19 protein-coding genes are annotated in these 21,601 nt (G+C 37.1%); 5 read left to right on the top strand and 14 right to left on the bottom strand.

Annotated elements, in window-relative coordinates:
• Positions 1–162 precede the first annotated feature (162 nt).
• From acnA to A5866_RS00440, 11 genes are all read right to left on the bottom strand, one after another.
• Complete coding sequence (gene acnA, locus A5866_RS00490; protein ID WP_086444681.1) at positions 163–2,877, bottom strand: aconitate hydratase AcnA; 2,715 nt, start codon at positions 2,875–2,877, stop codon at positions 163–165.
• Positions 2,878–4,087: 1,210 nt separating this feature from the next.
• A complete protein-coding gene (locus A5866_RS00485; protein ID WP_086444682.1) occupies positions 4,088–5,479 on the bottom strand; it encodes an oxaloacetate decarboxylase subunit alpha in 1,392 nt (463 codons plus the stop codon).
• 1 nt (position 5,480) lies between these two features.
• Complete coding sequence (gene citX, locus A5866_RS00480) at positions 5,481–5,981, bottom strand: citrate lyase holo-[acyl-carrier protein] synthase (RefSeq protein WP_254907563.1); 501 nt, start codon at positions 5,979–5,981, stop codon at positions 5,481–5,483.
• A 28-nt stretch (positions 5,982–6,009) separates the two neighbouring features.
• Positions 6,010–7,539, bottom strand: a complete 1,530-nt coding sequence (gene citF, locus A5866_RS00475; RefSeq protein WP_086444684.1) for a citrate lyase subunit alpha — start codon at positions 7,537–7,539, stop codon at positions 6,010–6,012.
• 1 nt (position 7,540) lies between these two features.
• Positions 7,541–8,428 (bottom strand): citrate (pro-3S)-lyase subunit beta, encoded by an 888-nt coding sequence (gene citE, locus A5866_RS00470; RefSeq protein WP_086444685.1) that lies wholly within the window; start codon positions 8,426–8,428, stop codon positions 7,541–7,543.
• On the bottom strand, positions 8,416–8,724 hold the full coding sequence (gene citD, locus A5866_RS00465; protein WP_086444686.1) for a citrate lyase acyl carrier protein: 309 nt from the start codon (positions 8,722–8,724) through the stop codon (positions 8,416–8,418). Before citD ends, citE begins: the two co-directional genes overlap by 13 nt.
• 13 nt (positions 8,725–8,737) lie before the next feature.
• On the bottom strand, positions 8,738–9,733 hold the full coding sequence (citC, locus tag A5866_RS00460) for a [citrate (pro-3S)-lyase] ligase (protein WP_086444687.1): 996 nt from the start codon (positions 9,731–9,733) through the stop codon (positions 8,738–8,740).
• Positions 9,734–9,746: 13 nt separating this feature from the next.
• Positions 9,747–9,872 (bottom strand): OadG-related small transporter subunit, encoded by a 126-nt coding sequence (locus A5866_RS00455; protein ID WP_010760868.1) that lies wholly within the window; start codon positions 9,870–9,872, stop codon positions 9,747–9,749.
• 35 nt (positions 9,873–9,907) lie between these two features.
• Positions 9,908–11,023, bottom strand: a complete 1,116-nt coding sequence (locus A5866_RS00450) for a sodium ion-translocating decarboxylase subunit beta (protein WP_086444688.1) — start codon at positions 11,021–11,023, stop codon at positions 9,908–9,910.
• Positions 11,024–11,065: 42 nt separating this feature from the next.
• On the bottom strand, positions 11,066–11,458 hold the full coding sequence (locus tag A5866_RS00445) for an acetyl-CoA carboxylase biotin carboxyl carrier protein subunit (RefSeq protein WP_086444689.1): 393 nt from the start codon (positions 11,456–11,458) through the stop codon (positions 11,066–11,068).
• Positions 11,459–11,602: 144 nt separating this feature from the next.
• Positions 11,603–11,929, bottom strand: coding sequence for a hypothetical protein (locus tag A5866_RS00440; RefSeq protein ID WP_086444690.1), 327 nt, complete (start codon positions 11,927–11,929; stop codon positions 11,603–11,605).
• Positions 11,930–12,329: 400 nt separating this feature from the next.
• Here A5866_RS00440 and A5866_RS00435 point away from each other — a divergent pair, with 400 nt between their 5' ends.
• The 3 genes from A5866_RS00435 (at position 12,330) to citG (ending at position 15,405) form a co-directional block, all read left to right on the top strand.
• Positions 12,330–13,673 carry a CitMHS family transporter gene (locus A5866_RS00435; protein ID WP_086281349.1) on the top strand — a complete coding sequence of 448 codons (1,344 nt, stop codon included), beginning with the start codon at positions 12,330–12,332 and terminating at the stop codon, positions 13,671–13,673.
• Positions 13,674–13,829: 156 nt separating this feature from the next.
• On the top strand, positions 13,830–14,534 hold the full coding sequence (locus tag A5866_RS00430) for a GntR family transcriptional regulator (RefSeq protein WP_086281347.1): 705 nt from the start codon (positions 13,830–13,832) through the stop codon (positions 14,532–14,534).
• Entirely contained in the window at positions 14,518–15,405 is an 888-nt protein-coding gene (citG, locus tag A5866_RS00425) for a triphosphoribosyl-dephospho-CoA synthase CitG (protein ID WP_086281344.1), read from the top strand. The genes A5866_RS00430 and citG overlap by 17 nt, the downstream gene beginning before the upstream one ends.
• 80 nt (positions 15,406–15,485) lie before the next feature.
• Here the strand turns inward: citG and A5866_RS00420 are convergent, their stop codons facing one another.
• Positions 15,486–16,214 (bottom strand): response regulator transcription factor, encoded by a 729-nt coding sequence (locus A5866_RS00420; RefSeq protein ID WP_086444691.1) that lies wholly within the window; start codon positions 16,212–16,214, stop codon positions 15,486–15,488.
• A gap of 112 nt (positions 16,215–16,326) precedes the next feature.
• Here A5866_RS00420 and A5866_RS00415 point away from each other — a divergent pair, with 112 nt between their 5' ends.
• Together A5866_RS00415 and A5866_RS00410 are read left to right on the top strand one after the other, a co-directional pair.
• On the top strand, positions 16,327–18,177 hold the full coding sequence (locus tag A5866_RS00415) for a sensor histidine kinase (RefSeq protein ID WP_086444692.1): 1,851 nt from the start codon (positions 16,327–16,329) through the stop codon (positions 18,175–18,177).
• A 264-nt stretch (positions 18,178–18,441) separates the two neighbouring features.
• Positions 18,442–19,656 carry a YdcF family protein gene (locus A5866_RS00410; RefSeq protein ID WP_086444693.1) on the top strand — a complete coding sequence of 405 codons (1,215 nt, stop codon included), beginning with the start codon at positions 18,442–18,444 and terminating at the stop codon, positions 19,654–19,656.
• 51 nt (positions 19,657–19,707) lie between these two features.
• On the opposite strand, the gene A5866_RS00405 is transcribed toward A5866_RS00410, so the two are convergent.
• Together A5866_RS00405 and A5866_RS00400 are read right to left on the bottom strand one after the other, a co-directional pair.
• Positions 19,708–20,049: a hypothetical protein gene (locus A5866_RS00405; RefSeq protein ID WP_086281335.1), complete on the bottom strand. Its 342-nt coding sequence runs from the start codon at positions 20,047–20,049 to the stop codon at positions 19,708–19,710.
• Positions 20,046–21,344 (bottom strand): Y-family DNA polymerase, encoded by a 1,299-nt coding sequence (locus A5866_RS00400; RefSeq protein ID WP_086444694.1) that lies wholly within the window; start codon positions 21,342–21,344, stop codon positions 20,046–20,048. Before A5866_RS00400 ends, A5866_RS00405 begins: the two co-directional genes overlap by 4 nt.
• Positions 21,345–21,601 lie beyond the last annotated feature (257 nt).

Genomic DNA, 21,601 nt, shown 5'->3' with positions numbered 1-21,601 from the left:
TGTGTTTCAAAGCAAAAGCGTAGTAGGCTCGTTTAGCTTCGACTAAACACGTAGCCAGAATCATCATTTATCTTTTCATCAAAGAACCAACTTATATATCTAGAGAAAATAAAATAACAACCTTCGTGTCGTTTTATCTCAAATTTTTTCACTTATCCCAAACTAACCTTGAAGTTTCTTCCGAATCACCATTGGTAAGATTCCACCATGCTGATAATAGGTGATATCAACCGCTGAATCAAAACGAAGAATCGTCTCAAATTGAATTTTTCCTCCGTCAGGTTTAGTTGCTGTAACGGTTACTGTATCTAAAATACCTTTTGTTTCATCGATAGCAATATCAAATAGCTCAGTTCCTGTTAAACCTAAGCTATCTGCATCTTCACCTGATTTGAACTGTAATGGCAAGACACCCATCATCACTAAATTAGAGCGATGAATTCGTTCGTAACTTTTAGCAATCACAGCTTCAACACCTAAAAGCTGAACACCTTTAGCAGCCCAATCTCGAGATGAGCCCATTCCATAATCATCACCAGCTAAAATCACTGTTTTTGTTCCTTGCTTTTGATAATTCATCGCAGCATCATAAATAGCCATTTTTTCTTGTGTTGGTGTAAAAATAGTATAGCCTCCCTCTACACCTGGAACTAACTGGTTACGAATACGAATATTGGCTAACGTCCCTCGCATCATCACTTCATGGTGACCACGTCTGGCACCATAAGAGTTAAATTCACGAACTGGCACACCTCGTTCAATCAAATAATGACCTGCTGGACTATTCTTTTGAATACTCCCAGCTGGAGAAATATGATCAGTCGTCACAGAATCCCCAAACTTTGCTAACACAGCTAATTGTTTTAATGGTTTTCTCACAACTCTTTCTTTGGTCATACCAGAAAAATAAGGTGGATTTGCAATATACGTCGATGTTTCTTCCCATCCATATAACGGTTCTGCGTCGGTCTCAATGCTATTCCACTCTTCATTATCACTAAAAACCCTAGCATATTCTTGTTTATATAACTCAGGCGTCACACATTCATCAATCAAGGCTTGAATTTCATCACGCGTTGGCCATAAGTCGTTGAAATAGACCGGAATACCACCTTCACCAATACCAATCGATTCATTGAGTACATCAATATCGACTGTTCCAGCTAAGGCATACAAAACAACTAATGGCGGAGAAGCCAGATAATTGGCTTTTACTAAAGGATGGATACGCCCTTCAAAGTTTCGGTTCCCACTTAAAACGCCAGCAGTCAAAAGATCATTTTCTTTGATCACTGCCTCAACTTCCGGTTTCAAAGCACCCGAATTGCCAATACACGTTGTACAACCATAACCAACTAAATGAAATCCTAGCTGTTCTAAGTACGGTAATAAACCAGCTTTTTCCAAATAAGCTGTTACAACTTTTGACCCAGGAGCTAAGGAAGTTTTTACATAGTTTGGTACATTTAGTCCAAGTTGCGCTGCTTTTTTAGCAACCAAACCGGCACTTAACATAACAAATGGATTCGATGTATTCGTACATGAAGTAATGGCAGCAATCGCTACGGCTCCTGGTTTTAATTCATGGTGAACACCTCCTAAATCGAGAGCAACACTTTGAGTTTGCTGTTTTTCAGACAAACCGAATCCTTGTAATCCTTCTGGTGCACTTATAGCTTGTTCAAAGGCACTTTTCATTTCTGATAATGGTACAAGATCTTGTGGTCTTTTAGGCCCTGCAAGGTTTGCTTCAATTTTACTTAAATCAATTTCAATCACTTTAGTGTAGTTTGGCTCTAGATCAGTTAAAGGATCATAAAATAATTGATTTTCTTTTAAATAGCGTTCCGTTATTGCTACGGCTTCTTCTTCCCTTCCTGTTAGTCGCAGATAACGAATCGTTTCATCATCCACAGGGAAGAAGCCGCACGTTGCACCGTACTCTGGTGCCATATTCGCTACAGTTGCTCGATCAGCTAAACTCAAACTGACTAGGCCTGTACCAAAAAATTCAACAAATTTTCCAACAACTTTTTGCTTTCTCAAGACCTGGGTCACTTTTAACGCCAAATCTGTCGCTGTCGCTCCTTGAGATAATTCGTTGATAAAACGAACACCAACCACTTCTGGAATTGGAAAATAAGAAGGCTCACCAAGCATACTGGCTTCCGCCTCAATACCGCCAACACCCCAGCCTAAAACGCCCAGTCCATTAACCATCGTGGTATGTGAGTCAGTTCCAACTAATGTATCAGGATAAAGTAACGTCGTACCATCCTCTTGTTTTTTTTGTGTCACAACTGTTGCTAGGTATTCAATGTTGACTTGATGAACAATTCCAGTTGCAGGTGGCACAACACGATAATTATCGAAGACTTTTTGGGCCCAACTTAAAAAGCGGTAACGCTCTTGATTTCGTTGAAATTCCATTTTCATGTTTAATTGTAGTGCTTGTTTAACTCCTGCAACATCTACTTGGACAGAATGATCGACAACTAAATCGACTGGGACTTCAGGATTGATGGTTGTAGGATCGCCTCCAAAATCAGCAATTGTTTTTCTTAATGAAGCTAAATCAACAACTGCTGGAACACCAGTAAAATCTTGGAGAATCACTCGGGCCGGTTTGAATGGCACCTCACCTTTATTCTCATGCTCTGAAGACCATTGCGCTAAATTTTCAATATGTTCTTGCGTGATCCCGACACCATTTTCCTGTCGCAATAACGATTCTAACAGTACCCGAATACTAAACGGCAACGTTGAAACAAATCGATTCTGTTCCGTTTCTAATGAAGCTAACGAATAATATCGATACTTTTGATTCTTCATTTCAAAAAAAGCCTCTGATGATTGTTTGCTAGTAATCAAAAACATCCCTCCTAATTTAAAAGCGGAGCGGGCTCGTTTAGTCTCGACTGAAAAATAGGAAATTATAACTGAGGTGCTTTTTGCCTCATTTATAATTTATCTTTTTTCCGAGAGGCTAGCCCACGTAGCTAGATAACAATAAAAGCGAAGCGGGCTCGTTTAGCTCTGACAGGAAAATAGGAAAAATCGATTGTGGTGCTCTTTACCACAAACTATTTTTATCTTTTTCCCGAAGAGCTAGCCCGTGTAGCTAGATAACTATAAAAGCGGAACAAATCGCTTAATCCTGTAGAAAATTAGGAAATTGGCATTGAAATGCTCTTTATTTCACTGACAATTTATCTATTTTCCTAAGGATTGATTTGTGCAGCTAGATAACAATAAAAGCGAAGCGGGATCATTTAGCCTTGACAGGAAAATAGGAAAAAATGACTGAGACGCTTTTTTGTCTCACTCCATTTTTATCTTTTTCCCGAAAGGCTAGCCCGCGTAGCTAGATAACAATAAAAGCTGAAAGAGCTCGTTCAGCTTCGACAAGAAAATAGGAAAAAATGACTGAGGTGCTTTTTGCCTCATTCAGTTTTTATCTTTTTTTTCGAGAAGCTAGCTCTTGAAGCTAGATAACACATCGTAACAACGTTCCGCTTCGCTTCACCTTGTACTTTTCAACATCACTTCATTTTATTCACTGTGTTTCAAAGTAATCCTTAGAGTTTTAGCTCTTAGGAATTGTTTAGATTGAGAGCAGAGCGAAATAACTAGCCCATTCAATTCCTCTCATATGTACAACGTCTATCCTAAAGCATCAAGCAACAATTCTAAATTCGACTTGATTTTAGCCATTATAACGGCATTCTAAGCAAATGTAAACCATTAGAACAATGAGAAAAGTTACATTAATTAACATATATATGTTATAAACGCGTCATATACTAAAAACTCTATCTATCTTAGATATATCAACTATAAAAGGGTAAATACTTAGTTTAAATTAGCTATTAAACATAACTTTCACATTTTTATCTAATTTAAAACACATAATAAAAACGGCGTAATTCAGCCTAAACTACATAACATTTACTGAGTCATATTCCATTCATTTCTAACGATTTTTACTGTTGTCATGTAAGACAAAACTTTTTTATTTTTGCTAAGAAAATCTTAAAAAAATAAATTAAAAGAGTTGCAAAATCGACTGATTTTACAACTCTTTTAATTAAATATCTAGTTTAACGGTTACTTCTTGCATCAAAACATCATAAAATCGATCTTCTCTTCGACCTAAGAAATCTTTACCTTGTTGTGGAAATAAGGCATACATCAATACATCTTCTGTTGACTTTGCATATTCTTTAATTTCTTTTTCGTATTGTGGAAGTTCTGGTGTTAACAAATCTGCCGGTCTAACAGTAATCACCTCTTCATCGCCAATGATTAGCTTTGTCATTTCTTCTGAAATAGCGACTGGTGGTTTTCCATATAGTCCTTTGACATAATCTTTGATTTCTTTTGGAACCATCTTGTAGCGTTCTCCGCTAATAACATTCATTACAGCTTGAGTCCCTACCATTTGTGATAGTGGGGTTACAAGCGGCGGATACCCTACATCAGCACGAACTTTTGGTACTTCTCTTAGTACTTCTTCGTATTTATCAGCTAACCCTTGTTCTGTTAATTGGCTCAACAAATTCGACAACATGCCACCAGGTACTTTATAAATCAATGTTTTAGGTTCTGTATCTTTTACTTTAGGATTCAACAAACCATCTTCTCTAAATTTATCGCGAATCGGGTTAAAATAGTCCGCTGCTTCTGCTACTTTTTTCATATCTAAATGTGTATTATAACCTAGATTCTCTAGTGCCAATGCCATTGATTCTGTAGCTGGTTGACTCGTTCCACCAGAAAATGAAGAAATGGCAGTATCGATAATATCCGCACCTGCTTCAACGGCTTTTAAATAGGTCATTTCAGAAATTCCACTTGTTGCATGTGTATGGACTTCTAAAGGCACTTGGATTTTACTTTTGATTTCTGTCACTAAACGGTAAGCATCATCTGGTGTTAGAATTCCTGCCATATCTTTAATACAGATCGAATCTGCGCCCATTTTCTCAAGTTCTGTCGTTAACCCTACAAAATAATCGATTGTATGAAAATCACTGGTTGTATAGGAAATTGCCGGCTGACAATGCCCACCAAATTTTTTCGTTGCTTCAATTGATGTTTGTAAGTTTCTAGTATCATTTAGCGCATCAAAAACCCGAATAATATCGATACCGTTTTCGATTGATTTTTGGACAAAGGCTTCAACAACATCATCAGCATAGTTTTTATAACCTAGTAGATTTTGTCCTCGTAAAAGCATTTGTAGCTTTGTATTTTTAATGACTTTTCGAATCGCTCTTAATCGTTCCCACGGATCTTCATTTAAAAAACGAATACAAGCATCAAATGTTGCACCGCCCCACACTTCTAAAGCATGATAACCTGCTTCATCTAATGTTTGGATGATTGGCAACATATCACTTGTCGGCATGCGTGTAGCGATTTGGCTTTGTTGACCGTCACGCAGCACAGTTTCAGTAAAAAGGATTTCTTTTGTCATTTCATCCTTCCTTTCTCAATAAGTTCGTTATTGTCTCTTGCATTTCTTGTACGTTGTGACGTCTTTGTCTACCGCAAACCTTTGCCTCTTCGTTACAAATAAAACAAGTTCTAGGTTTGTGATTTAGTTCGGTACGACTGACAGAACATAAGAGATGATCTTTTAGATAAACGACATCTAAATCCATCAAACGACCATAGACATGCGTTTCTTCAATTTCAATTAGTTTTTTCTTCAGTTTTTCAGGTGTTTCATCAAGGACTAAATAATATTCTGAACCTGTTTTTAACTCTCGGTGTTTCCGAGCCGCTATTTTTTCAGGAGGAAAAAGTGGATTTAGCTCTTTAATGACTGTTAAAAAAGCTTTTTTTAGCAACTCATTCGTCTTTACAGGTCCTGGAATATTCATCGTAGCGCTTAATAAGACGCAAGTAGGATATTTTTGTAAAAGCTCTTGCTGAATACTGACTCGTTTTTCTCGAGCATTCAGCATATCTATCATCGTAATTGTTTCTCCCTTTAAATAGGTTTTAGACATTTCTGACCACATCAATGATGGAGCCATCACGGTATTCAATCAATGCAACGACTTTGTTCCCATACTCGATTGTATCTGGTCTATCCACGATACTATAGGCTTTTTCTTGAAGTTCTTTCATCGTTAATTGAGGTACATCTAATGCTTTAAAATGTTCGATTAGATCTTGACGTTCTGGATTGATTGCAATGCCGACCTCAGTTACAACGACATCGATACTACTACCAGGTGTTACAACTGTGTTGACTTCTTCAACGATTGTTGGAATGCGTCCTCTGATCAATGGTGCAATGACTAGGCTCATTTTACATGCTGCACTTGTATCTGAGTGTCCGCCTGATGCCCCGCGGATCACACCATCTGACCCAGTTATTACATTTACATTAAAATTCGTATCGATTTCAAGAGCTGAAAGAATCGCTGTATCTAATTGATTGATGACAGAACCTTTGCTTAATGGTGAAGCGTACATGTTTGCGTCAATTTCATAGTGATTCTCATTCTGGCCTAAAGAAACGGCAGATGGATGGTCAAAGTCTTGGACATCGATGATTTTTTCAACCAATCCTTCTTCTAATAATTCAACCATCGCATTCGTGATACCACCTAAAGCAAAACTAGCAGTAATACCATCTTTGATCATCGCTTCCTTCAAAAATCTAGAAACAGCTAATGCTGCTCCACCAGTTCCAGTTTGGAAAGAAAAACCATTTTTATAATAAGGTGAATGTGTGATCACTTTGGCTGCATATTCTGCAATCAGTAGCTCTTTCGGATTTTTAGTAAAACGAGTAGCGCCTTTAGCAATACCATTTGGATCACCGATTGCATCAACTTCTACAACAAAATCAACATCCGTTTGTGGAATACTGATTGGTGTGTTAGGATATGGCATTAGACTATCCGTAATGACTACTACTTGATCAGCATACTTAGCATCGATCATTGCATAACCTAATGATCCGCATGTTGCTTTGCCCTTAGTTCCGTTAACGTTTCCATAAGCATCCGAGCTCGGTGCACCAAGAAAAGCGACGTCGATATGGATATCTCCAGCTGCAATCGCTCTCGCACGACCACCATGGGAACGGATTACAACAGGATTTTCCATGACTCCTTCAGAAATCGCTGCACCAACTTTGTCACGCAATCCACTAGAGGTAATATTTGTCACTACACCATTTTTGATATGCTCAATCAATGGTTCATGTACATTTGCGATTGAGCTAGGCGCAATCGATAAATTTTTGATCCCTAATGCTGCGATTTCTTTTAATACCATGTTCATCACAAAATCGCCTTCACGGAAATGATGATGGAAGGAGATCGTCATGCCATCTTTTAGTTCTGTTTTCTCAATCGCTTCTCTTAGACTACCTAACAGCTTTGTATCTCTCGGTCTAACAGGATTGATTGTCCGACTCGACTCTTTGTACTCATGAATATTCGCTAGTTCTCCTTTAAATAAACCATATTGTTCAGCATAATTATCTGGAATTTCTTTGCCTACATTATTTTTCATCTTAGACTTCCTCCTCAGAAATTAATTTTGCTGCAATCGCTAGAGCAATCACTCGCTCTGCTCGTTCAACAATCGGTTTATCCACCATTTTTCCGTTCACTGAAATCACACCTGAACCTTTGGCTTCGGCTTCACGAATGCCCCAAATCACTTCTTTGGCATTTTGGATTTCTTTTTCTGTTGGTTCATAAACGCTGTTTACTAAAGGGATTTGGCGTGGATTGATCACAGATTTACCATCAAATCCTAATTGCTTAATCAGCTCAACTTCAGCTAAGAAGCCTTCCGTATTATCAACATCTGAATAGACAGTATCGATTGCAGCAATTCCTGCTGCTCTAGCAGAATGCAGAATAAAACTACGGGCAAAAAATAATTCTTGTCCATTTGGATAGCGATGAGTTTTCATATTTGTAACATAATCTTCTGCACCAAGTGCGATTCCGATCAAGCGCTCGCTTGCCTGCGCAATTTCTCGCGCATTTAAAACACCTTCAGCCGATTCGATTGCGGCCATCATTTTTGTTGTCCCAACACTTACGCCATATTTGGTTTCCATTTCAGTGATCACAGCCGCCACATCCACAATATCTTGAGCCGTTTCTGTTTTGGGCAACCGAATCACATCAACACCTGCTAAAACCATCGCTTCAACATCTTGGCGCCCAACTGTATCTAACCCATTAATTCGAACAACCGTTTCTACAGTTGAGTAATCAAATGTCCGTAAAGCATTATAGACAAGTAAACGAGCACTATCTTTTTCTTTTAAAGAAACCGCATCTTCTAAGTCAAACATCAACGAATCCGCGCCGTACAACGTCGCATCTCTTAGCATTGAAGCATTTGCTCCTGGTACAAACATCATCGTTCTTCTTAAGCGTTCCATGTATTTAACACCTGCCAGTCTACATTTTCTTCACCAGCAGCGCGATAAACAGCCGCCACCGTTCGAGCTTGGATGGTACAATCCAATGCACCTTTATCAATTGCCTGAACCTTCGCGTCAGTGACGGACAAATTAGTTAAAGTCTCTTGTATTTTTTCGCGAATTTGACGTCCAAACTGTTTTTCAACACTACTGTCTAGATCAATTTGAATTCCTTGTCCACTGTTTTTCCCAATTGTAATCATAATATCGCTTGATTCAGTTGTACCAGCAGATGCGTTTTGTTTGATTTCCAAAATAGACACCTCATTACTTATTTTTTTGTTTGATTATTTCTTCAAAAGTTTTGGGTGGAACAAGTGATTTAATTGCTGCATAATTCTCTTGTTCCATTAAAGCACGAACTTTTGTGGCGCTGATTGCTTCTCCATCTATTTTTTTTCTTGGTAAAATAACTAGCTTCAGCTCAGAACCAAAAGTCTTTTTCATCGCCTGATTGTAAATTTCAGTTACTTCTGAAAATGGCTCTTCTCCAACAAATCTGGTTGAAATTGACAGAGTTGTGGCAATCTTTTCTTTAAATAAAGTAGCATCTAAAATAGCCTGAACCTTGGCAATATTAGCCTTCGCCTGATCCTTCAAAAAATAAGCTGGAAAGGTCGCACTGGATACCATATATTCTCTTGTCGGTAAAACAACTACATTTGTTAAATGACGGACTCCTTCTTTTACCAATTCAAGACGTGTATTTGCATCAAATAACGATCGTTCTTCAGATAAAACGAACAGATACACCGTTTCAGCTCTTTTAGCTGCTTCTGTTACTAAATATAAATGACCATTTGTAAATGGATTGGCATTCATAACTATTGCGGCATTTTGCTTTGTGTTTCGTTGATGCTTTTTAAGTTCCGTTAAATAGTCTTTAAAATCAGGAAAACCTTGCTCCATAAAAACCAATTCACTCGTTGCAGCAATTTCCGTAAAACCCAAAGAGTGAAATAACTTGCTAGTTTTTGGCTTTGTATACAAAAAATAATGCTGATACCCAAGTTCCTGCAATCTTTCTCGCAATGCTTGAATAATTTGAGTAAGTAGATTTTCATTTTGATAAGAAGGATCCACCGCAACACATTTTAAAATGTTCCTAAAAATCGATCCCGTTCCAATCAGTTTCTCCTGATCATAGATACCAATCGTATAGTCTAACTGGTCATCTGGTATAAGATCGGCATTAATCAAAAAATCTGACCACTGCTGTTTTGCTGCCAAATCTCGATCAAGCCAAATTCTTCTGATGTTCATTGTTTAACACTTCCTAGCTTTTCGGTGGGAATAATTTATTTAACATAAACGATGCAAAGTAAATCACGAAAATGACCACAAACACGCCACCCCAACCAAAAACCAATAGCTCTAATGATTTTAATAAATCTGCTGACATAACCAAGCTCCTTTCCCTTTCTTCTATTCAAAACGCTACGCAAGCAATGCTAATAATAAGCCACCCGCAATAACTGAGGCAATCTGTCCAGATACATTTGCACCTGCTGCATGCATTAAAATAAAGTTTTGCGGATCTTCGTCTGTTGCCATTTTTTGAATCACTCGACTAGACATCGGGAATGCTGAAATTCCTGCTGCACCAATCATTGGATTGATTTTTTCTTTTCTAAATAGATTCAATAATTTGGCAAACAAAACACCACCAACTGAATCCATTACAAAGGCAACTAACCCCAAACCAATAACCATTAACGTATCAATTTGTAAAAATTCTTCGTATTGCATTTTCACTGAAATTGCCAATCCTAGCACAATACTGATGATGTTTACCAGCTCATTTTGCGCCGTTACAGATAAACGATCTAAGACTCCACACTCACGCAGTAAGTTCCCAAACATTAAGAATCCAACTAGTGGAAGCGAAACTGGTGCTACCAATCCAGCAACAACTGTGATCACGATTGGGAATAAAATTTTCGCTGTTTGTGATACTTCACCAGCACGATAAGTCATACGGATTTTACGCTCTTTTTTCGTTGTAACAGCTTTGATTGCCACTGGTTGAATAATAGGAACTAAAGCCATATAAGAATAAGCGGCTACCATAATTGCACCCATATATTTTGAATTCAATGTGTTTGCAACGAAGATAGAAGTTGGCCCATCAGCTGCTCCGATAATTCCGATAGAAGCTGCATCATTTAAATCAAATCCTAATAACACTGCCGCAATAATCGTAAAGAAAATCCCAAACTGAGCGGCTGCTCCGAACAATAATAAAAAAGGATTTTGTAATAATGGCCCAAAATCGATCATAGCGCCAATTCCAATAAATAGTAATAATGGAAATAACTCAGTCGAAATTCCTATATCAAACAACACTTGAAACGGACCAGATTCTCCACCAGCACTTAATACACCTGAATTAGGAAAATTGACTAAAATCGTCCCTAATCCCATTGGCACTAGCAAGGTAGGTTCGTACTCTTTTTTGATCCCTAAGTACATCAGGATGCCCCCGATCACCATCATTACAATGCGACCTGGCTCCTGCCCCATTCCTATTACGCCTTCAATTAATGTCTCCACAAACGTCACTCCTCTTTTAAAATTAAACTACTTTTTTCTTATTTAACCGATTGTAATCAATGGTTCTCCTGGGTTGACCATGTCACCTTGTTGAACATGAATTCCTGTGACTGTGCCGGCTTTACCAGCTACAATTTCATTTTCCATTTTCATGGCTTCAAGAATCATCAACGGTTGATTTTCCTGTACCGCATCCCCGACATTAACCAAAATTTTCAAGATCGTTCCAGGCATAGGTGATGGCATTGCATCATTTCCAGCTGGCGTGCTTTCGGTCGGTGCCGGTGTTGCTGCTTCAACTGGTGTAGGTGTTGGTGCTGCTTCTACAGCAGGTGCTACTGGCGCTACGACCGGTGCTTGCGGCACACCGCCAATTTCTTCCATTTCTACTAAATACTCTTTTCCATCAATTGAGATTTTAAACTTACGTAACATTTCTTTTCCTCCTAAAATTAAAAGTGTAGTGGGCTCGTCCAACTCTGACTGAAAAATAGGAAATTATGACTGTGGTGCTTTTTGCCTCTTTCATCATTTTCTTTTTTCCAACAAACTGACCGATACTATCAAATAATCCAAAAACTAAGTCGTTCTTTTCTCCTTGATCGACTGAATAACAAACTGACTTTCTGCGTGATCAGCTGATGCAATGCTCGTAACAATCACAGAGACCAACTGTGCTTCTGGATTTCTTTTTGAAATACGTTTAATAATAAATTCACTTTCAAGTTGATCTCCAGCAGCAATTGCGCTTGCTATCAATGAAACAAATTGATATTCCGTACTTTCCACTGGGAGATATCCCACAATTTCTTGCCACTCATTTTCTTCTTCACTAGGAGAAAGCGGTGGTTTATCCGTTTTCATTTCTGTTTTTTCTTTATTAAACAGCCGTTCAAATAGACCCATGAACTCACATCCTTTCTGTTTATGAATTCATTATAGGTAAAAACGATTACAATAAAATGAAATCAGCAAGCATAAATTGTTCTTTCACTGTTCCTCTTCATCACAAATCTACTAAATCGCATACAAACACTGATATATCAACGTTTATACGCATTTAAGGTTTTATTAACATCTTATTAACATCTCTTTAAGAAACCGCTCTCATCCGTGTTTTTTTGGTGTTCTTTTTTCACTTGTCGTCTATTTATCTAAACTTTCTTAGATTAAACTTAGCATTGTTAACGAAACAAGAAAGGGCTTTCTATTTTTACCTTACTGTTATTTTTCTACTGATCCAACACCACAAAAGAGACGCCCGATTGTTTCGGAAAACGAATTTAGTGTTGAAGGAGAGAAAAAAATGTTATTAACTGTTTTGTCCTATGTGATGATTATCGTCTTTATGTTCGTCATCATGAAAAAGAAAATGTCACCGTTTACAGCTTTAGTTTTGATTCCACTTATTTTTGCTCTGATTGCAATGTTTGCGGGTGTTTCTAAGAAAGGCTCTATCGGAGACTTTGTTATGGAAGGAATCAAAACAACATCCACTACTGGTATCATGTTATTGTTTGCCATTCTTTATTTTTCAATTATGTTGGATGCAGGGTTATTTGACCCAATCACGAAAAAAATGATTCATATCGCTAAAGGCGATCCCATGAAAGTATTGATTGCAACAGCTGTTGTTGCAGCCGCTGTATCTCTTAATGGAGATGGAACGACAACTACTTTGATTTGCTGTTCTGCTTTTATTCCTATCTATAAGAAACTTGATATGAAATTGATGAACTTAGCAGTCATTGTTATTTTACAAAATACAATCATGAACTTACTACCTTGGGGCGGACCAACTGCTCGTGCGATGAGTGTTTTGAATGTTGGTGCTGAAATTTTAGCCTATCTGATTCCTGGTATGATCATTGCATTACTGTATGTGATTTTCATCGTGGCACCTTCTATGGGGCGCAAAGAGCGTGCTCGCCTTGGAATTAAACAATTGACAGATGAAGAAATTGATGCAATGACCACTGTAACTGATGAAGAAACATTGTCCATCCGTCGACCAAAAATTTGGTTATTCAATGCGATTCTAACAATTGGTCTGATTGTATTATTAGTAACAGATTCATTTGTTGGTCTTGGTTTACCGCCGTTGTTCTTATTCTTGACAGGTACTGTAATTGCTTTAATGGTCAACTACCCTGTCTTAAAAGATCAATCAAAACGTATCGGTGCAAATGGCGGCGATGCTGTTCAAGTTGTCATCTTAGTTTTTGCAGCGGGTGTCTTCATGGGACTCTTCCAAGGAACTGGTATGGCAGATGCATTAGCTCAAAGTTTCACAAAAATTATTCCAAATCAATTAGCTGGTTTCTGGGGCTTAGTGATTGCCTTGATTTCAGCTCCTGGTACCTTCTTTATTTCAAATGATGGGTTCTACTTTGGGGTCTTACCTGTTTTAGCCGAAGCTGGACGTGCCTATGGTTTTACCGATATGCAAATGGCGTTAGCTTCTTTGATGGGTCAAGCCTTCCACTTATTAAGTCCACTGGTAGCCTTCATTTATCTATTACTACGTTTAACAGGTTTAGATATGGGACAATGGCAAAAAGAATCAGCAAAATGGGCGTTAGGAATTTTTATTATCTTTGTTGTAACGATCATTCTAACTGGTCATATGCCACTTTATATTCCGCAATAAAAAACTTAATCCTTGAAAATCGCATAATCTGTAAAATGGTTTATGCGATTTTCTGTTAAAAAGAAGATTTTCTTATATTTTTTATCTTATTCTTAGCAATACCAAATAGGAATATTTAGTTAGTTTCCTACTATTAGTCTGCAAAGGAGTAATCAGATGAGTACAATATCAGAAGCAGTTGGAAAAAATTTAGATTTAAGTCTTAATGAACCATTGAAAGAACTTGTGTATAAAGCGTTCAGAAAAACAATCATTCTAGGTGAAATCCCTGCTGGACAACGGATCAATGAAAAAGAGTTTTCTGAAGTAATGAATATCAGTCGCACACCGATCCGCTATGCACTTCAAAAATTAGTTGAGGAAGGACTGGTTGATCATGTTCGCGGTGTCGGCATCATCGTTCGAGGGATTTCACTTAACGATGCCAATGAGATTTATGCTATTAGAAAATCATTGGATGTTTTAGCTACGATCACAGCAATGAAGGAGATGACTTCTGCAGATTTTGAAGAGTTAAAATTCTTGTTAGAAGAAACTGAACGGTTAAACGAAGCAAATGAAATCGATCAAGTCTTACAAAAATTTTCTGATTTTAATGAATTGATTTATGAAAAAAGCAAGATGTTGCGCTTAAAATCGATCGTCATGAAATTACGTGAATACTTAGTCTATTTTCGAGATATTTCAATACGATCAAAAGATCGACGTGATAAAGCGCTGAATGAACATTGGTTGATTTACAAGTGTATGTTGAACCAAGAGGAAGAACAGTTAAAACAACTGATTAAGGAACATTTAGATTATTCGCAAACCTTTATTCTCAAAGAAATGGAAAAACATTTAAATGAAACAACTAAATAGAAATAAAACGCTAAATTTAATCGGTGAATTTGCTTTAGAAGCATTACTATATGAAGCAGCCCTTTATCCTAAACCTGGCTTAGTCGATCCTAAAAGTTGCGGTGCACATGCAGACATGAATTATTTTACTTTTATTGATAGTAGTACTGCACTGGCTCCCTTTTTAACAGAGTATGCTAATTTAGGATTCAACCATGAGGGAACACCTTTTGCCTTGTTTGAAAAAGTTCGTACACTTGGACAATTGGCTGAAGCTGCCATGTTAGCTAAAACAAAGGGTGTCAATACCCACAAAGGCGCAAATTTTTCTTTTGCCTTACTGTTAAGCGCAACAGGAAAAATAATTCAGGATCAAAAACTTGAGCTGCCTTTTACTGAAAAAGACACAGCAGCAATTTTTGACTATATAAAACAGATGACAAAAGGTTTGATTTCTAAAGATTTTGCCGGTTTAGCTCAAAAAAAACACTTAAGCTATGGAGAAAAACTTTATTTAGAACATGGTATTGTGGGGATTCGCGGTGAAGCAGAATTAGGTTATCCTGCACTTAAAAATAGTGCTCTTCCATTTTTAAGACAACATCATAACAGAGAACAACAGACCTTATTCTTACTCTTATTACTACATTTAATGGCAACAATTGAAGATTCTAATTTAATTAATCGAGGCGGTATTTCAGCTTGGCAAAATGTCCAAAAACAGGCGACTGAACTTTTACAAACTTTTTCCATAAATAGCTCTAAAAAAGAACTAGAAGACGCTTTGATTTTGTTCGATCAACAACTGATCAAAGAACATCTCAGTCCTGGTGGTTCAGCCGATTTAGTTGCGTTAAGCTTCTTTTTTGGTCGCTTAGAAGGTCTATTTTGAGTTTTACATAAAATAATACAAAAACAGGTGATGACCATTGATTGATCACCACCTGTTTTTATCACTATACTAACGATTAACTAAATGCTATTCCCTGCCTCTTTCCCTTCAGGATTAAACAGATAGCCAATCCCCCATACTGTCTGCAGATATTTCGGTTTTTTAGGGTCATCTTCAATTTTATTTCTTAAGTAGTTGATATATACCGTGATCAGATTCTTATCCATGTCACCGTCACTCCAAACACTGGCATAAATTTGTTCCTTACTAAATACTTGATAAGGATTTTCCATAAAAAATAAAATCATCATGATTTCTTTAGACGTCATGTTCACGATTTCACCATTCTTGCTAAATTGATACTGATTTTTATCGAATGAAAAGATGCCATCTCTCAACATCGTTTCTTCTCGATGTTGGCTTAATGTCAATAACTGCTCTGTTCGATTTAATGTACTGACGACTTGCGCTCGTAATACATCTGGCGCAAATGGTTTAGAAAGGTAGACATCTCCTCCGGACTCTAGACCACTGATGATATCTTGCTCGCTTTTTTTCCCACTAACGAAGATAATGGGTGTCAAAGGCTGACGTTCTCGGATCAATTGAGCTAAATGGTATCCGTCATTTTCATGTTCTAAACTGACATCTAAAAGAAATAATTGAAACTCTACTCGGTTCATGATATCCAACGTTTTTTCGATCGTATCACTTTGATAAACTAATAATCCCGTTGACTGAAGCGACTTCCAAATCAATCGACGAATTGCTGGATCATCATCTACCACTAAAATTTTTTCATTCCGCAACGTGCACACCTCATTATTCTTTTTTACATTATCTATACAATAGCTGAATTAACTTTAAATTTCAACATGAACTTGTTATGATATGAACAGACTTTTAAAAGGAGCTAGACCAATGAAACGAACAAACAGAATTGTAAACATCATGATCGCAGCGATGACTGTTTTTATCGTTGTATCCGTTTTCTTTGCAATTCAAGGATTTTCTATCATTCGTAAAACAACGACTGCTAGTAGTCAAGATTTTTTACTTCAGTCGACAGAGTATGTTGGGAAAGTGATCCAACTGTCCATGAAAAATCGCCACCAAGCGCTTAATTATCTAGCGATCGATGGAAATTTAAAAAATAGTAATGATCCGGCGACTTATCTAAAAAACAGTGCCTCTTCTCTAAACACTTTTTTTGAGTCACTAAACAATGAAACCGATGCTCTTTTTTACATCGAACCTGACGGTACTCCTCTCTATGCTTTTCATTGGAATGCTCAGGAGAAACAGGTAACCACCGCTGATATCCAAACAATTCGTCCCTTTATCAGCCATGATTTATCCCTAAAGCAGCTACTTGATAAACCCACTGCACAAAATGGTGATTCCTATTTTATCGATAAAAAGGCCTATGTCAATTTTTATCAAGAAATCCGTACCGCAGCTGGCACTATTGATGGCTATTTGATTTTACCGCTAAATCTAGAAGCATTTTATAAAAACTTCTTACAAGATTTTGAATTAGATTACAAAGGGTATCCCATGATCAAAGATCGCTCGATGACAGTTGTGATGCATCCGGTCGCCCAACAGGTTGGCTTAGATATTATTAATGGGCGAGAAAAATTGTATCCTGATTTTGATTATTCTGATTTAAAACGTCTCGAAAAATATCAGCTAAGCCATGATTCAGGAAAATTAACCTATAAATCTTATTGGTGGGATGAAGATACACCGACTGAGGTCTTAAAAATCAGTGCCTTTGAATGGATCGATGTAGGTCTCGCTCATTGGGTCGTTGCAATCAATGCTGATTATAATGAACGAAATGATGATATTATTAATTTTGTCATTGTGTTGTCCTTCCTTTTAGTTTTATTATTACTTTTAATTATCATTTGCTCGTTGTTTATTCATAATTTTAGAAAAAAAGAAACGATTGAAGCAGAAAACCGGCAGCTGATCGAAAAACAAAAACAACAAAAAATGCAGCATCAATTGGAATTAGAACTTTACCAACGAAATAAGATGGAAACAGTCGGTCTACTGACAACTTCGATCGTCCATGATATGAATAATTTCTTAACACCGATTATCGGCAACACTCAGTTGTTGTTGGAAGAACATGGAGAGGATCCTGTATTAAAAGCAGATTTAGAGGAAATTCTTCATTCTGCTCAAAAGGGAAAACAACTTTCATCCAATGTTCTACGCTTTTCAAAACCTCAAAAAAGCGTTCAAGAATGGATCGATATTTCAGCGGCTATTGGGGTTGCTACTCACTTGATTGGAGAAATCATCCCTAAAAAAGTACAATTGACTCTGTCTATCCAAGAAAATCTAGGGACGACAAAATTGGAAGAAACCGATTTACAGAATTTGATCTACAATTTGATTACCAATGCCTATCAAGCGACTAAAGAGAATATAACAAAACAGCAAGAAATTCACGTAACTGTTTCACCTGCTTCAAAAGAATTAACTGAACAGCTGAAAAAGACAAGTTATCAGATGAATCAGCTGAATCGTTTTGTTACCTTGGAAATTTCTGATAACGGTCCAGGGATTCCCACAGAATTACAAGAAAAAATATTTGAACCTTTCTTTACAACAAAATCTGCTGATGAAGGGACTGGTCTTGGTCTTTTCGCCGTTACCTCGATTGTTGCAAAATATGAATGGCATCTTTCATTAGTATCAGAAGAAGGCCAAGGAACTAGCTTTTTTATCACCTTTCCAGTTCGTTTTTCTGAATAAGTCTGAAATGGAGTGATGTGGGACAAAAGTAAAAAGCACTTTTGTTTAACACCCTAAATATGAATAAACGGTGGGAGCAGAAGCAACCCCTTCTTATTTCTCGGGGTTAAACACTCCTGTCCCAACCTCTTCTATTTTTTCATTCTAAGTCGGACTTATTCACTTATATCATAAGATATTTACATTAACTTAAGGTTTGTAGTTTTTTTTTCGCTTATTTTTCGTTATACTAATGTGAAATCATTTATTGAAGGAGTTCTATCTATGGGGAATTATTTTAGTATTATCATTGGGCTTATTTATCTTATTGGCGTTTTTATTATTCCGAAATGGCGGAAAAAAAAGGTAAACCAAAATTGGAAATTTTTTGAGTTGCTTTGGTTTTCACTTTGTTTTATTGTTTATGTCATTTTTTTAGAAATACAACTTCATACTTATTATTTTTTGATTCCATTAAGCTTTTTATTATTCTTCCTGTTCTGTTATTTCAAGGAAAAACGTAGATTAATCAATGGGTTATTCTTTAATTTGTTTTTAGTTGTCGGGATGACCTATTTGGGGGTTTTGCTTGTTAGAACACTGAACCCACTATTGATTATTTTAGCAGGGATCACAGGTGTCGTTTTGTTGTTACTGCTATTGATTGGACTTTATGCTTTACTCGCTTTCTTATATTGGAATGCGATTGTCGTTATGCGTAAAGAAGGCCATTCATTAGCGAATTTATTGACCTTGCTTTTAGCTATCGGCTTGACCGTTTTTCTGATTTTCAATTATTATTCAGCGCGAATTTTGCCGCAGTGGGCTTCACTATTATTTGGGATCTTACCCTTCATCATGTTTTATTTTTCAATCGTTTTCTATAATTTTTTAACGATTTCGATTATTTATCAATTTAATCAGCCAAAATATGAGCAGGATTTCATTATTGTTTTAGGTTCAGGTTTGATTGATGGCAAAACAGTACCACCACTTTTAGGCAAACGAATCGAAAAAGCGATTCAATTTTACCAAGCCCAGTCCAATGCTACTTTGAATCCACCCAAAATTTTGATGTCTGGTGGTAAAGGTGACGATGAGCATATCGCTGAAAGTATTGCGATGAAACAATATGCCATTGAAAAAGGGATTCCAGAAGAAGCTATTTTAGTTGAAACCAATTCTAAAAACACCTTGGAAAACATGCGCTTTTCAAAAGAAATCATGGAGCAAGATTTTGGGGGAACTGGTTTTCAAGCGATTTTCACAACGAACAATTTCCATCTATTTCGTGCCGGACTATTTGCCAAAATGGCCAATCTGAAGGCAGATGGGATTGGGGCTCGAACAGCTTTCTATTTTCTACCTAATGCCTTTTTAAGAGAATTTATTGCAATCGTAATGATGCATAAACGTCGTCATATGATCGTGTGTGGTCTGATTACACTAATGATGGTTCTATACGCATTAGTTGAATTCTTTTTTGTCACTAACCATTAAAACTGAAAATCCTCTAACTTTAGCACCTTATCTAAAGTTAGAGGGTTTTCTTTAATATAACTGGACATGACGTATTTCATCGTAGCCGATCTTATGTCCGCCTACATAGAGGCCCAATTCGTCATGACCTTGAATCAGGCCAATGATATCTGCTCCATAATTCCCTTCAGAGTCTAGTTCTTCTTTTTGAATCGTCACTTCAACCTGATTTTGAAAGGCCTGCGCTAACACTTCATCGATGTCTGACCAACTCATTTGTCGTTTCTTTTCGGCTGGCTGTCTTTTTTTTTCTCGTTCAATGAGTGCTGTATGTTCAGATAAATAGAAACCTGCCCATTTTTTCATTTTCCGATCTTGATATTGTTCAAAATAATAATCTCGTTCCTTGCTCATTGTAAGCCCTCCATTCCTCCTGCGTGCCCGCCAACTAGTGATGCTCTGGAAATTGCTGTACCGCCAGAGGAAATTGAACTTGCATGAACCAATGAAACATAGCCAAAGCGCTGTCGAATTTCGTCAATCAACTGGTCTAGTTTTCGTTCTTTTAGTTGCTCATCAGGCTCATGAAATAAATCTAATTGAATATAAGTATTATAGTTCAGTTTGGAATAGGTAATTCCAATATGTCGTACTTCTTCTCCATGCCAATGTTGTCTAAAAATAGTTAAACAGTATTCAATCAGTAGCCTGCTGCTGTTTGTTAAAGGTACTTTCATTTGTCTTGAAAAACCTGATCCACCCGACAAAGCTGATTTTGAAAAGCCCACAGATAAATGAACACATTCAGTCTGACAATGGGCTTTTCTAAGACGCGCTGCTACTTGTTCCGCCATCTCTCTAATCACAACTTCGATCTCATCTTGTCTCATATAATCGCGCATCAAAATCTGAGAATTGTTATAGGAACGTTCTTCTGGTATGTATTTTTCGGACAAACGACTTCGGTCGATACCATGGGCATGGGCATATAACTGTTCGCCAATAACCCCCAAATTCCTTTTGAGACTGTTTACATCTGCATGAGCCAAATCATACACAGATCGAATGCCTAAATTGTTTAAACGCTTGGCTAAACGGTGACCAATCCCCCACATATCCGTCATTGATTCAATACGCCAGACGTTTTCAGGAACGTCTTCATAGTGCCATTCAGCTAACCGTTCTTTGTTGCGCTTCGCTTCGATGTCCATCGCTAATTTAGCTAGTAAAGGATTATCGCCAATACCAACTGTGATTGCTAATCCTGTCTCTTTTTTTATCCGTTTCTGGATGATTTTAGCCATAGCTTTTGGTGTTTGACCGAACAATTTCCAACTAGCACTTACATCTAAAAAGGATTCATCGATCGAATAAATATGCAAATCTTCATTGGCAACATACTCTTTGTAGAGCTCATTGATTTTCATGTTTTCTTTGATATACTCATTCATCCGCGGTGGTACGATCATTAAATCTGGATGATTAGGCACATCGTATTTTCTTGTTACATTAGTGATTCCCAGCACTTCTTTTGCTTTTGGAGAAGACGCCAGAACAAGACCGCCAGTATTTTCAGCATGACTCATTACAACTAGCATTTTTTCTAGCGGGTCATATCCTCTAGCTACACATTCGACTGATGCATAAAAAGATTTTACATCAATACAAAAAAGCACTCTTCTAGGTTCTTTTTCATAATCAAATATCATCTCAATCCTCTCCTTATTCTATTTCACAATCAATTATACGAACGTATGTTCATTTTGTAAAGGGGAACAACTTTTTAAGTTTTGAAAATAGACAAAATTAAAAGAATAAGAGACCTCTCAGAACAAATTGGAATGGCAATAATTTTTTTGACAAAAATTATTGCCATTCCATCTTGTTGGATTTTACATGTATTCTAATTAAAGTAGACACTATTTATGCTAGACAAACGTAACACTTTAGGAAGATGGAAAATCAT

The organism is Enterococcus sp. 12C11_DIV0727, from assembly GCF_002148425.2.
GTDB classification, from domain to species: domain Bacteria; phylum Bacillota; class Bacilli; order Lactobacillales; family Enterococcaceae; genus Enterococcus_L; species Enterococcus_L lemimoniae.
This window is presented reverse-complemented; position numbering and strand designations above follow the sequence as displayed.

Coding starts and splice junctions, on each gene's coding strand:
- acnA (WP_086444681.1), bottom strand. CDS start 2,877: ATGTTTTTGATTACTAGCAAACAATCATCAGAGGCTTTTTTTGAAATG.
- A5866_RS00485 (WP_086444682.1), bottom strand. CDS start 5,479: ATGACAAAAGAAATCCTTTTTACTGAAACTGTGCTGCGTGACGGTCAA.
- citX (WP_254907563.1), bottom strand. CDS start 5,981: ATGATAGATATGCTGAATGCTCGAGAAAAACGAGTCAGTATTCAGCAA.
- citF (WP_086444684.1), bottom strand. CDS start 7,539: ATGAAAAATAATGTAGGCAAAGAAATTCCAGATAATTATGCTGAACAA.
- citE (WP_086444685.1), bottom strand. CDS start 8,428: ATGGAACGCTTAAGAAGAACGATGATGTTTGTACCAGGAGCAAATGCT.
- citC (WP_086444687.1), bottom strand. CDS start 9,733: ATGAACATCAGAAGAATTTGGCTTGATCGAGATTTGGCAGCAAAACAG.
- A5866_RS00455 (WP_010760868.1), bottom strand. CDS start 9,872: ATGTCAGCAGATTTATTAAAATCATTAGAGCTATTGGTTTTTGGTTGG.
- A5866_RS00445 (WP_086444689.1), bottom strand. CDS start 11,458: ATGTTACGTAAGTTTAAAATCTCAATTGATGGAAAAGAGTATTTAGTA.
- A5866_RS00440 (WP_086444690.1), bottom strand. CDS start 11,929: ATGGGTCTATTTGAACGGCTGTTTAATAAAGAAAAAACAGAAATGAAA.
- A5866_RS00435 (WP_086281349.1), top strand. CDS start 12,330: ATGTTATTAACTGTTTTGTCCTATGTGATGATTATCGTCTTTATGTTC.
- A5866_RS00430 (WP_086281347.1), top strand. CDS start 13,830: ATGAGTACAATATCAGAAGCAGTTGGAAAAAATTTAGATTTAAGTCTT.
- citG (WP_086281344.1), top strand. CDS start 14,518: ATGAAACAACTAAATAGAAATAAAACGCTAAATTTAATCGGTGAATTT.
- A5866_RS00415 (WP_086444692.1), top strand. CDS start 16,327: ATGAAACGAACAAACAGAATTGTAAACATCATGATCGCAGCGATGACT.
- A5866_RS00410 (WP_086444693.1), top strand. CDS start 18,442: ATGGGGAATTATTTTAGTATTATCATTGGGCTTATTTATCTTATTGGC.
- A5866_RS00405 (WP_086281335.1), bottom strand. CDS start 20,049: ATGAGCAAGGAACGAGATTATTATTTTGAACAATATCAAGATCGGAAA.
- A5866_RS00400 (WP_086444694.1), bottom strand. CDS start 21,344: ATGATATTTGATTATGAAAAAGAACCTAGAAGAGTGCTTTTTTGTATT.